The sequence below is a fragment of the Oceanicaulis sp. HTCC2633 genome (genome assembly GCF_000152745.1).
GTDB lineage: Bacteria > Pseudomonadota > Alphaproteobacteria > Caulobacterales > Maricaulaceae > Oceanicaulis.
In genome coordinates, this window is record NZ_CH672428.1 from 2658208 (window position 1) to 2673542 (window position 15335).

Annotated in this window: 14 protein-coding genes; 8 read left to right on the forward strand and 6 right to left on the reverse strand. The window is 63.8% G+C overall.

From position 1 onward, the window contains the following. The first annotated feature begins 161 nt into the window (after positions 1–161). The 4 genes from ctrA (at position 162) to OA2633_RS12560 (ending at position 5986) form a co-directional block, all read left to right on the forward strand. The gene (gene ctrA, locus OA2633_RS12545) at positions 162–863 is read left to right on the forward strand and encodes a response regulator transcription factor CtrA (protein ID WP_009802937.1); all 702 of its coding nucleotides are present in this window, start codon (positions 162–164) and stop codon (positions 861–863) included. A gap of 340 nt (positions 864–1203) precedes the next feature. Then, a complete protein-coding gene (locus OA2633_RS12550; protein ID WP_009802938.1) occupies positions 1204–3849 on the forward strand; it encodes a TonB-dependent receptor in 2646 nt (881 codons plus the stop codon). Positions 3850–4031: 182 nt separating this feature from the next. Next, on the forward strand, positions 4032–5030 hold the full coding sequence (locus OA2633_RS12555) for a mechanosensitive ion channel family protein (protein ID WP_009802939.1): 999 nt from the start codon (positions 4032–4034) through the stop codon (positions 5028–5030). Next, positions 5027–5986, forward strand: a complete 960-nt coding sequence (locus OA2633_RS12560; RefSeq protein ID WP_009802940.1) for a zinc transporter ZntB — start codon at positions 5027–5029, stop codon at positions 5984–5986. Before OA2633_RS12555 ends, OA2633_RS12560 begins: the two co-directional genes overlap by 4 nt. 18 nt (positions 5987–6004) lie before the next feature. Here the strand turns inward: OA2633_RS12560 and OA2633_RS12565 are convergent, their stop codons facing one another. Together OA2633_RS12565 and OA2633_RS15560 are read right to left on the reverse strand one after the other, a co-directional pair. Continuing rightward, the gene (locus tag OA2633_RS12565; RefSeq protein WP_009802941.1) at positions 6005–7129 is read right to left on the reverse strand and encodes a PQQ-dependent sugar dehydrogenase; all 1125 of its coding nucleotides are present in this window, start codon (positions 7127–7129) and stop codon (positions 6005–6007) included. A gap of 67 nt (positions 7130–7196) precedes the next feature. After that, a complete protein-coding gene (locus tag OA2633_RS15560; protein WP_009802942.1) occupies positions 7197–8327 on the reverse strand; it encodes a GNAT family N-acetyltransferase in 1131 nt (376 codons plus the stop codon). Between the two features lie 103 nt (positions 8328–8430). Here OA2633_RS15560 and rmuC point away from each other — a divergent pair, with 103 nt between their 5' ends. Beyond that, positions 8431–9918 carry a DNA recombination protein RmuC gene (gene rmuC / locus OA2633_RS12580; protein ID WP_009802943.1) on the forward strand — a complete coding sequence of 496 codons (1488 nt, stop codon included), beginning with the start codon at positions 8431–8433 and terminating at the stop codon, positions 9916–9918. Here rmuC and OA2633_RS12585 read toward each other — a convergent pair. Then, positions 9915–10820: an alpha/beta hydrolase gene (locus tag OA2633_RS12585; protein ID WP_009802944.1), complete on the reverse strand. Its 906-nt coding sequence runs from the start codon at positions 10818–10820 to the stop codon at positions 9915–9917. The genes rmuC and OA2633_RS12585 overlap by 4 nt on opposite strands. 125 nt (positions 10821–10945) lie before the next feature. On the opposite strand from OA2633_RS12585, the gene def reads away from it, so the two are divergent. Both def and OA2633_RS12595 read left to right on the forward strand, forming a co-directional pair. Beyond that, entirely contained in the window at positions 10946–11473 is a 528-nt protein-coding gene (gene def / locus OA2633_RS12590) for a peptide deformylase (protein WP_009802945.1), read from the forward strand. Continuing rightward, positions 11470–12036 carry a hypothetical protein gene (locus tag OA2633_RS12595; protein ID WP_009802946.1) on the forward strand — a complete coding sequence of 189 codons (567 nt, stop codon included), beginning with the start codon at positions 11470–11472 and terminating at the stop codon, positions 12034–12036. Before def ends, OA2633_RS12595 begins: the two co-directional genes overlap by 4 nt. 15 nt (positions 12037–12051) lie before the next feature. Here the strand turns inward: OA2633_RS12595 and truA are convergent, their stop codons facing one another. The 3 genes from truA to OA2633_RS12610 all read right to left on the reverse strand — a co-directional run bounded on the left by truA (position 12052) and on the right by OA2633_RS12610 (position 14771). Continuing rightward, complete coding sequence (gene truA, locus OA2633_RS12600; RefSeq protein ID WP_009802947.1) at positions 12052–12813, reverse strand: tRNA pseudouridine(38-40) synthase TruA; 762 nt, start codon at positions 12811–12813, stop codon at positions 12052–12054. A gap of 2 nt (positions 12814–12815) precedes the next feature. After that, on the reverse strand, positions 12816–13745 hold the full coding sequence (fmt, locus tag OA2633_RS12605; protein WP_009802948.1) for a methionyl-tRNA formyltransferase: 930 nt from the start codon (positions 13743–13745) through the stop codon (positions 12816–12818). 66 nt (positions 13746–13811) lie between these two features. Continuing rightward, positions 13812–14771 carry an oxidoreductase gene (locus tag OA2633_RS12610; RefSeq protein ID WP_009802949.1) on the reverse strand — a complete coding sequence of 320 codons (960 nt, stop codon included), beginning with the start codon at positions 14769–14771 and terminating at the stop codon, positions 13812–13814. A 126-nt stretch (positions 14772–14897) separates the two neighbouring features. Between OA2633_RS12610 and OA2633_RS12615 the strand changes: the two genes are divergently transcribed. Next, positions 14898–15269: a Kazal-type serine protease inhibitor family protein gene (locus OA2633_RS12615; RefSeq protein WP_009802950.1), complete on the forward strand. Its 372-nt coding sequence runs from the start codon at positions 14898–14900 to the stop codon at positions 15267–15269. The last annotated feature ends 66 nt before the right edge of the window (positions 15270–15335 follow it).

Here is a 15335-nt window from a genome sequence, read left to right on the forward strand (position 1 = left end):
CCTTTAATCAACGATTCGAGCTGCAGGACTCGATTCTGCCACGGGAGTCAAACAGTCGTTAACTTCCCATAAGGGTTTCTCGCCTCTGATAGCGAATAAGGTTAACGGTTGTGACGTCGCGCGGAGGTGGTGATTCGTGCGTCGGCCATGGGAGGGAACCGATGCGGGTTCTGCTGATCGAAGATGATCGCGCGACAGCGCAGGGTATCGAGCTGATGTTGAAGTCAGAGGGCTTCAACACGTATGTGACGGACCTGGGCGAAGAGGGTGTCGATCTCGGCAAACTCTATGACTATGACATCATTCTGCTGGATCTGAACCTTCCGGACATGCCCGGTTTTGACGTGCTCAAAACCCTGCGCGTGGCCAAGGTCGATACGCCGATCCTGATCCTCTCGGGTAATGCCGACATCGACAACAAGGTGCGCGGCCTCGGTTCGGGCGCTGACGACTACATGACCAAGCCCTTCCACAAGGAAGAGCTGATCGCCCGCATTCATGCGGTGGTGCGTCGCTCCAAAGGCCATTCCCAGTCGATCATCAAGACCGGCGACATCGCCGTGAACCTCGATGCCAAGACCGTCGAAGTGAATGGCCAGCGCGTGCATCTGACCGGCAAGGAATACCAGATGCTGGAGCTGCTTTCCCTGCGCAAGGGCACGACCCTGACCAAGGAGATGTTCCTCAACCATCTTTACGGCGGCATGGACGAGCCGGAGCTGAAGATCATCGACGTCTTCATCTGCAAGCTGCGCAAGAAGCTCGCTTCGGCCACCTCCGGCGATCACCACATCGAAACGGTCTGGGGCCGCGGCTATGTGCTGCGTGACCCGTCTGACGAGATCAGCGCCGCCAGCGCCTGATCCTCTCAGGCATCCTGAGATAAAACCCCTCGGAGCCCGGCTCCGAGGGGTTTTTCATGGCGTCTGTTTTGAGTGCGGTGCAGCAGGTATTCTGACGCCGGATTTGCATGCAGAAGTGCAGATAAAAGCATAATTGCATTACGTTTGAGAAGTGCAGGATTCGCTTACGCAGCAAAATTCCCGAGTGGAATCGCCAAAATTCTGGTGCGCTGCACAATTGGTTATATCCATATCTGTTCAAGTCTTTACTTGCTTGTGCTGCACAAGCTTCTCTAACCTGTCCGGACACGCCTGTACCAAACAGCGGCGACAAAGCTGCGAGGCGTCGGGGGAGGAAAGAATGAAGAAATCCATCAAGTCCGTTGCGCTTGGCGCAACAGCGCTCGCGGCTGGTCTGACGGGACTGGCGCATGCTCAGCAGCCTGATGTCATCACCGTGACCGCCCAGAAGCGGGAGCAGACGCTTCAGGAAGTGCCGATCGCGGTGTCCGTGGTCCAGGCTGAAACCATCCAGAACGCGCAGATCATCGATGCGCTTGATCTGCAGTCCGTCGTGCCGGCCCTGCGCGTCAGTCAGCTGGAGCGCAGCTCCAACACGACCTTCATCATTCGCGGCCAGGGCAATGGCGCGAACAATCCCGGCATCGAGCCGTCGGTCGCCGTCTATATCGATGGCGTGTTCCGGCCTCGGGCGGGCTCGGTCCTGTCTGACCTGATGGGGATCGAGCGGGTGGAGGTGCTGCGCGGTCCGCAATCGACCCTGTTCGGCAAGAACGCCACGGCGGGCGTGGTGAGCATCATCACCGAGAGCCCGTCTTTCGAGTGGGGCGGAACGGGCGAGGTCACGTTCGGCAATTTCGGCGCGACAATCCTCAAGGGCTCGGTCACCGGACCGCTCAACGAGAATGTTGCCTTCTCCCTGTCCGGCAGCATGAACCAGCGTGACGGATATTACGAGAACAGCGGGCCGGGCGGCGATTTCAATGATCGGGACCGCTACGCCATTCGCGGCCAGCTCCTGATGCTGCCGACCGACAATCTCGAACTGCGCCTGATCGCGGACTATGACGAGATCGACGAACAATGCTGCGGCACGGATCGCGTCACGGACGGCGCCGCTGGTCCCGCCATTCGGGGCTTGCTGGGCGGACAGACCTCGCAGGGCGATTTCGCCTACCGGATCGCCACCGATCTGCCCAACCGGAACCAGATCGAGAATTCGGGGATTTCGCTGCAGGCGGACTGGGAGCTGAACGACAATCTGACCCTCAGCTCGATCACCGCATTCCGTCAGTACGACGATTTCGTCGACTATGAGGGCGACTTCACCGATCTGGATATCCTGGGAGAGAATATCCGGGGGCTGGACGTGAGCACCTTCACCCAGGAATTCCGCCTGACCGGCGACTGGAACAACCGGGCCTTCTTCCTGCTGGGCGCGTTCTATTCGGACGAAGACATGACCGTGGAGGACGCCCGCATCTATGGCGCAGATTCCCGCGCCTATGTGGACATCCTGACCGGCGGCGCCCTGGCGATGTTCGAGGCGCCGCTCGGCTTCGCGCCCGGCACCTTCTACGCCGAAGGCGGCGGGACGCGCTTCACGGCGGAACAGACCGACGAGCAGTTCCAGATCTTCGGCCAGATGGACTTCAATCTGACCGATCGCCTGGCCCTGACAGCGGGCCTGGCTTACTTCGAGACCAACAAGAGCGTTGATTTCACCAATGTGATCCGCACCAACCCGTTCTCGGACCTGAACTTTGTCCAGCTGGGTCTGGGCAGCTTCCTGCAGAGCGCCGGCGTCAATCCCAATGACCCGACGCAGGTGGGCGCCTTTGCGGCCTCCCAACCGGCGATCTTCAACGCCTTCGTCAACGCCTCGACCACGTTCAACTCGGTGGCCTTGGGCAATGGCGGCGTGCTGGTGAATGGCGTCGTGGTGGACCCGGCGACGGGTCTGCCCCTGGCCAACCCGCTTCTGGACTTCTTCCAGCTGGGACTCCAGCCGCTGGGCGCGTTGACCCCGTTCCCGAACTCGGTGGAAGACGGCCAGACCAATGATTCAGACTGGCCCTACACCCTGCGTCTGGCCTACGACGCGACGGACCGGACCAATGTCTACGTTTCCTATGCGCGCGGCTTCAAGGCGTCCTCCTGGAACCTGACGCCGGACACCCGTCCGAATACGGCGGATGTCGCCGCCCTGAGGGCGGCCGGCGAACTGGCGGCGGACAACGCTCTGGGCCTGCCCACGGTGGTGAACACCGCGGAAGCGCTCGGCGTCGCCGGCAATCAGCGCTTTGCCCGTCCGGAAATCACGACCACGCTCGAGATTGGCTTCAAGACCCGCTTCTCCTGGGGCTCGCTGGATGTGGCGCTGTTTGACCAGACCATCGAGGACTTCCAGTCCTCCATCTTCCAGGGCGCGGGCTTTGCGGTGGTGAACGCCGGCGAACAGACCAGCCAGGGCCTGGAGTTTGACAGCACGATCAACCCGCCCGCCATTCCGGGCCTGACCTTCACCCTGTCAGGCATCTGGATGAACGCCGAGTATGACAGCTATCCGGGGGCGCCCGTCGTCACGGGCAGTCCGGAAGACCTGGCGGACGGCGTCGCCAATGGCGTGGGCGATCTCAGCGGCGAGGACGTTGCGGGCATTCCCGAATTCGCCGGCTCCTTCGGCGTTCAGTACACTCGCGACTTCAATGGGGGCGAGGCCTTCTTCCGGGCCGACTACCAGTACGAATCTGAGGTCAAGTTGCTCAACAACCTGCCGGATGACATCACCCGGTCGGTGAACACCATCAACGCCTCCTTCGGGGTGAACCTCGATAACGGTCTCGAAGCCCTGCTCTGGGCGCGGAACCTGAACGAGGACGAGTATTACACTTCGGGGTTCCCGACGACGCTGCAAGCGGGCTCCTTCTCCGCTTATCCAAACCAGCCTCGCACCTACGGGATCACGCTGCGCAAGCAGTTCTAGGATCCTCAAAGGAACCCGTACTCTGCCCCGCCGGGAAACCGGCGGGGTTTTTTCTGTCCAGGGCGCGTCCAGGCGATGCGGACGATCCGGTCTGACATCTTCCGGATGTCAGCACGCTGGCAAGTCGGCGAGTCCTGACGCATTTTGGTCGACGGACCGAGTGACAGGAATCAGGACGGACCATGATCGAAGAGACCGAGACCATCGACGAGAAGCCGCAAGGCTCGCGGTTTCGACCGCTCATCCTCTGGGCGCTGTTTCTGGGCCTGTGCGCCATTCTGGTCGCCGGTGTGGCGGGCTGGCTGGATCCGGTTGAACGTCTTCTGAGTTCCGAACGACTGAGCTTCTCGACCGGGGATTTCACCATCACCGCCTATATGGTGGCGCGGGTGATCGTGGTGCTCGCGCTGGTCTACTGGATGGCTGCGGTCATCGCCGGGGTCCTCGACACGCGCATCCGCAGCTCCAAGGCGTTCAAGTCCGGCACGCGCTCGCTGATCGCCCAGATCGTCCGCATCGCCATTTACATCATCGCCGGTCTGATCACGCTGGACGTGGTGGGGCTCGACCTGACCGCCCTGACGGTCTTTGGCGGCGCCTTGGGTATTGGCCTGGGGTTCGGGCTTCAGAAGATCGCCTCGAACTTCATTTCCGGTCTGATCCTGATGGCCGAACGCTCTGTGGAGGAGGATGATCTTGTCGAGCTGGCCGACGGCACGACCGGGTTCGTGCGACGCACCAGCGCCCGCTATGTCCTGCTGGAGACCTTTGACGGCAAGGAAATCCTGATCCCCAACGAGGAGCTGATCACCGGCCGGGTGATCAACTGGACGCTCAACAACACGCGCGGCCGGGTGGAGATCAAGGTGGGGGTCGCCTATGGCTCGGACCTGCACCTCGCCCAGTCCCTGATGCTGGAGGCGGCGAGCGCGCACCCGCTGTGCATCGAGGATCCGGCGCCGCTCTGCGTCATGCGGACCTTTGGCGACAGCTCCATCGACTTCACGCTCTGGTTCTGGGTCAGCGACGTCACCAAGGGCCGCATGGTGCCGCAAAGCGAGGTCATGTTCGCCATTGTCGACCGCTTCGAGGCGAACGGGGTCAGGATTCCGTTCCCGCAACGGGACCTGCACATCATCCCGGGGCAGACCGGTTCCGGTGCGGATGGAGCTGACGCATGACGCCCACACCCATTTACGCGTTTGATGTCATGGCGGGCGGAGCAACGCGCCCGGTCGAGGATCTTGGCGCGCCCGCGGGCCGGGAGGTCGTGTATCGCTGGGTTCACCTGGATCGCAGCGCGGAGGGCGTAACCGCCTGGATCGAGGCGCAGGCCGATGCGGTCGTCGCCAGCGCACTGGCTCGGGAAGACACGCGTCCGCGCGTGGCGGAACATGCCGACGGGCTGATCCTGATCATGCGAGGGGTGAACCTCAATCCGAACTCGGACCCCGAGGACATGGTCTCCATCCGGCTCTGGGTCAGTGACCGGCTCGTGATTTCAACCCGGATGCGGCGTCTGATGGCGGTCGCCGAGATTGCGGACGGTTTCAGGGCCGGGCAGGGACCCGCCACCGCCTCGGACTTCATCTGCGCCCTGGCTCAGGGGCTGACCGCGCGCATGGAGCCGGTGCTCGACGAGCTGGTGGACGAGATCGATGATCTGGAGGAGCGGAGCGTGGACCAGGCGTCCGGTCTGCGCGGACAGCTGGCCGAGGTGCGACGCACCACGATTGCGCTGCGGCGCTATCTGGCTCCGCAGCGCGATGTGCTGGCGCGCTTGTCGGTGGAGGATATCGGCCCGCTGCGTGTGCCCGATGTCCGCGTCAGTCTGCGCGAGACGGCCGATCAGCTGACCCGGCTTGTGGAGGAGCTGGACATGGTCCGCGACCGCAGCTCGATCCTCAACGATCAGATGGTGGATGCGCGGGCCGAGGAGATGAACTCGGCCATGTTGCTGCTCTCGGTGGTGGCCGCAGTGTTCCTGCCGCTGGGCTTCCTGACGGGCCTTCTGGGCATCAATGTGGGCGGGCTGCCGGGCGCCAACTGGCCCTATGCCTTCGCCCTCGTATGCGCCCTGTGTCTCGGTGTGGCGGGCGGTCTGATCTGGTGGTTCAGGAAAAAGGGCTGGCTCTAGAGCCAGCCCTTCAGGGTCTTATTCCGCCGGGACAAGCCGCAGCACCGAGCCTTCGAAGTCATCGGTCAGGGTGTAGATGGCGCCGTCCGGGCCCGTGCGCACATCGCGGAAGCGCTGACCCAGATCCTCGAGCAGCGGTTCGACGCTGATCACTCGGTCGCCATCAACTTCCAGACGCTCGATCTTGCTGCCGGCCAGGGCGGAGACGAACAGGTCGCCCTGCCAGTGAGGGAAGCTGTCGCCGGTGTAGAACATCATGCCGGACGGGGCGATGGAGGGATTCCAGTACCAGATCGGCTGGGCGAGGCCCTCGCGTTCACGGTCCTCGGTAATGATCGTGCCGTCGTAATTGATGCCGTAGGTGATTTCGGGCCAGCCGTAATTGGTTCCGGCTTCAAGGATGTTGATCTCGTCCCCGCCGCGCGCGCCATGCTCCAGCTCCCAGACCGAGCCGGTGATCGGATTGCGGGCGATGCCCTGGGAATTGCGGTGGCCATAGGTGTAGACGCCCGGCGCGCCGTTCTCGATCACCGGATTGTTAGCCGGGATCGATCCGTCGAGATTGAGGCGCACCACCGCGCCCAGATGGTTCTCGGGGTTCTGGGATTCCTGCTGGTAATTGCCGCCTTCGCCCAGGGTCAGGAACAGTGTCCCGTCCGGGTTGAACAGGATGCGTCCGCCAAAGTGGAACCCGCCCGCCTTCTCGAAATTGACGTGGAAGATGTCTTCAACATTGTCGAGCGTGGTGAGGTCTTCACTGAGGGTCGCGCGGGCGAGAGCGGTGTTGTTCGCCTGCGCCGTGCCTTCGGCATAGCTGAAATAGATCATTCGGCTGTCGGCGAAATCGGGCGCCAGCGCGACGTCCAGCAGACCGCCCTGACGTTCCACCAGCAGGTCATCCGGCAAGCCCGAAACCGGGGCTTCGCGAAGCCCGTTCGCATCGATGACGCGCAGTCGGCCCTCGCGCTCGGTGACCAGCATCTCGCCAGACGGCAGGAAGGCGATGGACCAGGGGTATTCCAGCCCGCCCGCGACGGTTTCGACGATGAAATCGGCCTGTTCGGTCTCAATGACGTCCTGGGCGAAGGCGGCGGAGGACAGAGCCATGAGGCTCAGGCCGGCGATGGCGGTGGAACGGATCATAGTGGTCTCCCCGTAAATGGTTTGCCGGGAAGATAGGCGATCAGGCGCTGAATGGAACCGTTAAAGGCTAGGCCGTCAGTCGTTGCGGCGCCTTGAGGAAGGCTTCGCCCATATGCTGGACGCGCCGGACCAGGACCGGTTCGGCGGCGGCGGTTTGGGCCCAGCGGCGGCGCAGCTTCAGGGGCGCCTTCGCCAGCGGGCCAGGCAGGAGACGGGCGGCCGCCTCCGCGCCATCCCAGGCGAGAAGACTGACCATGGCCGCGCTCGGCTTCATGGCGCGTCCGCCTGAGAGCGCCACCTCGTAATCGGTGTAGGCGGCCTTGTAGGCGTAATCGCCGCCGCCCAGATCGATGCGGTTGATGCGCATGTTGGGCGCGGCCTCGATGATGCCCTGAAGCAGCAAATGGCCGGGCGACACGGCGCGGAAGGCCGGATCATAGGCGGGTATCCAGGAATGATACACATCGCCTGCGACAATCCCCATTTCCACAGCCGCCAGACGCTCGCCCAGATACAGGGAGGCGACGAGGCCGCGGAACGGACCGAAGCTGCGCGCGGCGCAATTGCGGATGACGGAGTCCACCCAAGCGACGCCAAACAGATCCAGCAGGCCCGTATCGCGATATTGCTGGCTCTTCCAGGTGCGCAGCGTGTCGAAGTGATCGCCCAGCGGGTCGCCAAACACCACGCGGATCGGTCCGAATTCGCGCTCGGCCTTGCGTTGACGCTGGCGCAGCTTCTTGAAGTGCTTGTGCTGGGTGGCTTCCTTGCGCGCCATCCAGCTGTCGAGGCCCTCGCCAAGATCAATGATGGAGGAGCGGGTTTGCGCGCGGGTCTTGCCCAAAGGCTGACCCATCCAGTTGTCATAGACCAGCACATCCGCGCCCATGGCGGTCAATAGGTCTTTTTCATCCACCCTGAAGCCGGGAATGGCCGCGAACCCCTGATAGTCTGACAGGGGCGCTCCCACCGGGCGCGCAATGCCGCCCTGGGGCGCGTGATAGGCGAAATAGCCAATCGGGGCGCTGTTTTCCTCGGCGATGATGACGCGCACATCATGGCGCTGGGCATCCACCATCTGGGCGAAATCGGGCAGGAGATAGGGGCTGACAAGACGCCCATCCGGACGCGCCAGTTCCCGCCACCGGTCCAGGTCCCGGATGCCAAGCTCGGACAAAGGCGTATCAAACAGGCGCATATTGATCCCCCGAAAGTCGTCTTTCAGGTGAAAATGCAAGGCGCGCGCCGAACGGGACTCATGTATGGTCCCGTTTCGTTCTGGTCTGATGTGAAGGTGCGCCATGGATCCCGTTTCACTTGCCCTGATCGCGCTCGGCGGCGCCTGTCTCATTCTGGGCGGGGTGAGCGTGGTGCTTCTGCGCAAGGCCTGGGGGGAAGCCGATGGTTTGCGGACTCGTCTCAGTGAGATGCAGGCGGAGCTGTCAGAGGCGCAGCTGGAATTGCGCGAAGCGCAGACCGAGCTTCGCCAGATCGAAAGTCTGAGGGTCGACCTTGAGAAGACCCGGACTGTGCGGGATCAGGCGGAACGCGAACTCGCCAGCGCCCGCACCCAGGCCGACCGCGTTCAGGGGCTTGAAGAGCAGCTCGAAGCCACCCGGCAGGCCGAGCAGCGCGCGTCATCGGAATTGCGGGCCCTGCGCGAACGGCTGGAAGAGCGCGATGCGGCGGTGAAGGCCGAACGCGAGCGCCTGACCGCGCTGAGCCAGGAGATGCAGGACCGCTTCAAGGCTCTGGCGGACGAGGCGCTGGACGTGTCCTCGAAAAAGCTGCTCGAACAGGCTCAGCAGAGCTTCAAGACCCAGCATGAGAAAGCGGAGGGCGGGGTCAAATCCCTCGTCGATCCGATCCGCGAGCGGCTCGATAAATTCCGCGAACAGGTGGAGAAGATGGAGCAGGATCGCGCCCGCAATTCCGGTGCGATCGCCGAGCAGATCACCAAGCTCAGCCAGGGCCTGAATGACCAGCACAAGGAAACTGCAAAGCTGGTCAACGCCCTGCAGCGCAAGTCCACAACGCGCGGCCAGTGGGGCGAGCGCACGGTCGAGAACATCCTCGAGCTCGCGGGCCTCACCAAGAACATCGATTACGACGCCCAGCACCAGACCCGCGATACGGACGGGGCGGCGCTGCGGCCGGATTTCGTGATCAAGCTGCCGGGCGGCGGGCGTTTCGTGGTGGACTCAAAAGTGGCGCTGACCGCCTATCTCGACGCTGTGGAAGCCGAGGATGAGGCGAGCCGCCGTGACGCGCTGCGCCGTCACGCCCAGCAGGTGAAGACCCACGTCAAACAGCTGGCGAAAAAGGAATATGCCGCCAGCGTGGATGGCGCGATCGATTTCGTGGCGCTGTTCATACCCGGCGAGAGCTTCTATTCCGCCGCCATCGAGGAAGATCCGGCCCTGTTTGACGACGCCATCAAGGCCAATGTGATCATCACCACGCCCGCCACGCTTCTGGCGCTGGCCAAGGCCGTCGCCTATGGCTTCCGGCAGGAGAAGCTGGAGCAGAACGCCCAGAAGGTCGCCGCCCTGGGCGATGAGCTGTTCACGCGCCTCAATACCTTCTCCGACCATCTGGGGCGTGTGGGGGCGGGCCTGAAATCGGCGACCGCCAATTACAACAAGGCGGTTGGCTCGTTTGACAGCCGGGTGCTGCCCAAGGCGCGCGACATGGCCCAGCTCAATGGCCAGATGAAGCAGATCGAGTCTCCGGCCCAGGTCGATGAAGCGCCAAGGCTCCTGACCGGCCCGGACGAGGAGAAGGCCTAGCCTTCGCTCTCTCCCTCGGCAGGCGGCTCCCCGCCTTCGATCAGATACCAGGGCGCTTCGCCATACTCATAGGGCGGCAGGGCGAACAGGGTGCGGAAGGCATCGAGCGCCGCCGGGTGGAAGATCGTGGAATGGCTCTCGGTGTCTGACCGGTCCACATGGGTCCAGTCGAGGCCTTCAGGCGCATCCTCGCGCAGCGCCGCCAGAAGCCGGTCGAGCCCGGCCTGCATGGTCCCGCCTTCATCGGCCATGGTCAGATAAAGATGGCGTTCGGCGTCATCGTGTTGCGCCAAGAGCGCCGGAGCGGCCTTGCCCGCGGCCTGATCATCCCACCACAGGGACGGGCTGACCGCGATATAGTCGGTGAAGCTCGATGGGGCGTGCAGGAAGGTGTCCGTGACGAACAGGCCCGCCAGGGACTCCCCGATCAGGGCGCGGCGATCCGAAACCGGGTAATGCGCCTCCACATAGGGGATCACTTGCCGGGTCAGGAAGGCGAGAAAGGCTTCCGATCCGCCCTGTTCGGGGAACTGGCTCTGATAGCGCGGGTCTTCCGCAGGACGGGTCAGGTCAAAGAGCCGGGTCCTGGTCTGTACGCCCACCAGCATGAAGGGCTCATACTGCCAGCTCAGCGCGCCCAGCTGGGCAAGGCCGGCCATGTGGACGAAGTCCTGATCCTGCCCGCCATCAACGAGATAGACGACGTTGATCGGCTCTTCGAGCTGATCGAGGAAAGGCGGGACCCAGATATTCACTTCGCGCTGATCATTCAGGCTCGGCGCATCGAGAACCACGCTTACGCCGATGGTCACAGGGCTTTCGGAGACCGGCTCTGGCGTCTGGGCGAAGAGGGGTGTCGAGGCGGTGAACGCCAAAGCGCAGGCGAGCAAGACGGTTTTCATGATATCCCCCCAGACTGGTGTTTGAGGCAGGCTATACGCTTTGCGCGCGGGTTCCAGTCTGATCGCGTCCATGCGCGCAGCGCGATGCGCTTGAACCAAACCCTTTGCGGGATTACCTATCAGGCATGGCTATTCGAGAGATACTCACCGTTCCCGATCCGCGTCTGAAGCTGGTGTCCAAGCCGGTCGACGCGGTGGACGACGCGCTTCGCGCCCTGATGGACGACATGGTCGAGACCATGTACGCCGCCGACGGCATTGGCCTGGCGGCGATCCAGGTGGGCGTGGACAAGCGCGTCATCGTCATGGACCTGTCGGACGAGCGCAATGATCCGCGCTATTACGTCAATCCGGTGATCACCCCGCTGACCGAAGACCTCAAACCCTATCAGGAAGGCTGCCTGTCGGTCCCGGATGTGTTTGACAGCGTCGAGCGGCCCAAGAAGGTGAAGGTCGAGTATCTCGACTATGACGGCGAGAAACGTGAAGAGATCGCCGAAGACCTGTTCGCGGTCTGCATCCAGCACGAGATGGATCACCTCGAAGGCGTGGTCTTCATCGACTATCTGTCGCGCCTGAAGCGGGATCGCGCGGTCAAGAAGGTCCAGAAGCTGGTCAAGCAGCGCGGCGCCCCGACGGAAGCGGCCGAGTGATCGGGTTTCGCTTCGCGCTTCTGAGCGCGCCGCTGGCTCTGGCCGCGTGTGCGCCGACCGCCCAGCCCGAACCGGATCTGTTCGAGCGCCTGAGCGCCTATTGCGGGCAGGCCCTTGAAGGCCGGGTCACCTCTGATGATCCGCGGGACGAAGCGTTCGCCACAGAGCGTTTGGTCATGCATGTGCGTACGTGCGGCGAGACGCAGATGCGTATCCCCTTCCATGTGGGCGAGGACCGCTCACGCACCTGGGTGATCACGCGCCTGCCCGAGGACGGGCTGCGGCTCAAGCATGATCACCGCCATGAGGACGGCTCTGAAGACGTGCTGACCCAGTATGGCGGCGACACCGACGGTCCGGCTGGCCCTGTGCGTGCGGACTTTCCCGCCGATGCCGAGAGCCAGGCCCTGTTCGAGCGCGAGAACATTCCCGCCTCGATGGCGAATGTCTGGTCGATCACGCTCGACGATGACAGCTTCACCTATGCGCTCGATCGCCCGAACCGGCATTTCGCGGTGGAGTTTGATCTGACCGAACCGGTCGAGACCCCGCCTGCGCCCTAGGGCGCGGAGTAGGGCTTACCCCTCCAGCTCGAACCCGTCCGGATACGCCACCAGCGACAGGTAGAGCCCGTCCGGCGGGGCGACAGGGCCGCAGCGGGAGCGGTCGGCGGCGTCAAGCGCCGCCTTGAAATCCTCCGGCGTCCATTTGCCCAGACCCACCTCGACCAGCGAGCCCACAATCGAGCGCACCTGACGGTGCAGGAAGCTGATCGCTTCCACCGTCACATGGATTTCTTCGCCGGAGTGGAACACCGCGATCTTGTCGAGCGATTTGACCGGGCTGTCGGCCTGACACTGGCTGTCGCGGAAGGTCGTGAAATCATGCGTGCCGACCAGATGCTGGGCGGCGGTGTGCATGGCCTCCACATCAAGCGGCTGATAGACGCGCCAGACCTGACCGCGGGTCAGGGTGAGGGGCGCGCGCCTTGCGTGCAGGCGGTAGATATAGCCGCGCCGGTGAGCCTTGAAGCGGGCGTGAAACTCGTCCGTGACGCGCACCGCCTCGACCACCGCAATGGGGTGGGGTTTGAGATGATGATTGATCGCGTCGCGCACCTTGTCGGCGGGGAGATCCTTTTCAAGATCCACATGGGCGACCTGACCGAGGGCATGGACGCCGGAATCGGTCCGCCCTGCGCCATAGACCTCGCGCGGGCCGCCATCGAGCTTGGCGGCGGCGGCTTCCAGCGCGCCCTGCACCGAGGGGCCATTGTCCTGCCGCTGCCAACCCACGAACGGGCCGCCATCATATTCGATGGTGAGCTTGTAGCGCGGCATGGCTAGGCCAGCACCGTGCCCTTGGGCACGTCCACGCCATTGAGGAAGGCCTTCGCGTCCATCACGCCCTTGCCCTCGCGCTGAAGGCGGACCAGGCGCACAGCGCCGCGCCCGCAGGCGATCAGAAGCGAGTCATCGAGCGCTTCGCCCGGCTCGCCTTCGCCGGCTTCCGGCTGGGCGAAGTGGACCTTCACCCGCACGGGCTTGTCGCCGGGCAGTTCAAAGTATGCGCCGGGGAAGGGGGAGAGGCCGCGGATATGGTCCGCCACCTCGCTGGCAGGTTTGGACCAGTTGATGCGCGCTTCCTCACGGGTGATCTTCTTGGCGTAGGTGACGCCCTCTTCGCTCTGGGGTGCGGCGTTGAGCGAGCCGCGCTCAAGCGCGGCGAGGGTGCGCGGCCATAAAAGCGCGCCCGTGCTCATCAGCCGGTCATGCAGGCTGGCGGCGGTGTCGGTCTCGGAAATGGGGACCACTTCGCTCATCAGCACGGGGCCGGTGTCGAGCCCGGCCTCCATCTGCATGATCTGCACGCCGGTCATCTCGTCGCCCGCCATGATGGCGCGCTGGATGGGCGCGGCCCCCCGCCAGCGCGGCAGCAGCGAGGCGTGCAGGTTCAGACAGCCAAGGCGCGGCGCGTCGAGCGCCTGCTGGGGCAGGATCTGGCCGTAGGCGACAACGCAGGCCGCATCGAGATCGAGGCTTTCAAACTGGGCGATGACGTCAGGATCACGAAAGCTCTCGGGCGTGTGGACGGTCAGCCCGAACTGCTCGGCGAGCTGATGGACCGGGGTCTTCACCAGAGTCTGGCCTCGTCCGCGCGGACGTTCGGGCTGGGTGTAGACCGCAACCACCTCATGACCCGCGCCGACAATCTCGGCGAGCGAGGCGGCGGCGAAATCCGGAGTTCCCATGAAGGCGAGGCGTAAGGTCATGGCGGAGCGTCTTGGTTGTTGGAGTCTGGGCTTGGACCTAAACCGAAGCGCGGCTCAGTGAAAGCCTCAGGCGGCCTTCAGCCCTGTAATCTCCTCGCTCAGCGTCCAGAGCGTCCTGGCCGTTTCGGCGTTGCGGATGTGCGGATGCACGCCGTAGAACGCGCCTTCGGGCGGGTTCGGGGCGGCGACGTTGCAATCCTCGCAATAGACGCCGCCGCGCGCATCCAGCAAAGGAGAGGTCGCGGCCCATAGCGTGGTCGATGCGCCTTCCTCCACCGTCTTGAAGACCGGGTTCAACACGCCGTTTTCATCAAACCATCCCAGGGCGCGCATTTCGGCCTCGGGCAGATCGCGCTGCAGTTCGGTCATGATCCCGCCCGGATGGACCGAGAACGCCTTCAGGCCGCGCGGCTCATACCGTCGGTTCAGCTCCAGCGCGAACAGGGCGTTCGCGCTCTTGGACCGGCCATAGGCGGGCCATTTCTCATAGTCCGCATCACGCCAGTTCCAGTCGTCCAGATTCACATCGCTGATGCGGTGGGCGAGAGAGGACAGCGCCACGACCCGCGCGCCCGGGCGCTTGAGCAGGAGATCGCAAATGCGCGCGAACAGGGCGAAATGCCCCAGATGATTGGTGGCGAACTGGCTTTCCCACCCTTTTGAATTGCGCCGCAGGGGCGTCGCCATGATCCCGGCGTTGTTGATGAGGATGTCGATGCCGTCCGGGGTGAGGTTCCTGAGCGCCTGGGCGCCTTCCGCGACGCTGTCAGGCTCCATCAGGTCCAGCTTGACGGTCTCGACCCCGAGCCCGTCCAGGGCGGCTTGCGCCTTGCCTTCAGAGCGTATGGTGACGATCACGCGCGCACCAGCGCTGACAAGGGCGCGGGTGGTTTCAAGTCCGATGCCCGAATAGCCTCCTGTGACGATGACGGTCTTGCCCTTCAGATCGGCCGCCGCGGCGACATCAGCGGCGGTGGAGCGGGCTCCAAACGGGCTGGGTACGGGATGTTGGCGATCATCGGACATTCAGGAACCTCCATGCAGACTGGGCGTTGCAGTGTTGCGCGAACAGGCGCTCGACGCCAGAGTTTGACGGACGCTGATCATGACAGGCGGGCACGGGACGCAAGCCGCAGCTTCAAGGGGACGCAGATGCGAATTTTCTTCATGGTTCTTGGAATGATGGTGCTGGGCGCCTGTAGCGCGACTTCTCCGGGCGATGCGCCGATCAATGGCGGCCCGGACAATGACTGGCGCGTGGTCGGCCTTGGGCAAGCCTGTGGCGGCATGGCCGGGATCATGTGCGAAGGCGAGCAGACCGGCGCCGCCTATTGCGCCTACGCCCCGACCGCCCAGTGCGGTGCGGCGGACCAGATGGGAACCTGCACCGCGCGCCCGCAAATGTGCACCCGGGAATACCGTCCGGTCTGCGGCTGTGACGGCCAGACTTACGGCAATGCCTGCACGGCGGCCGCCGCCGGCGTCAGCGTTGTCAGCTCTGGCGCCTGTGTCGCCGGTCGCTAGTCGCACAGCTGTGTAAAGCCTCTTTCATGACTTCGGGCGCCTCATTCCGATTAGGGAGAGGGGCTG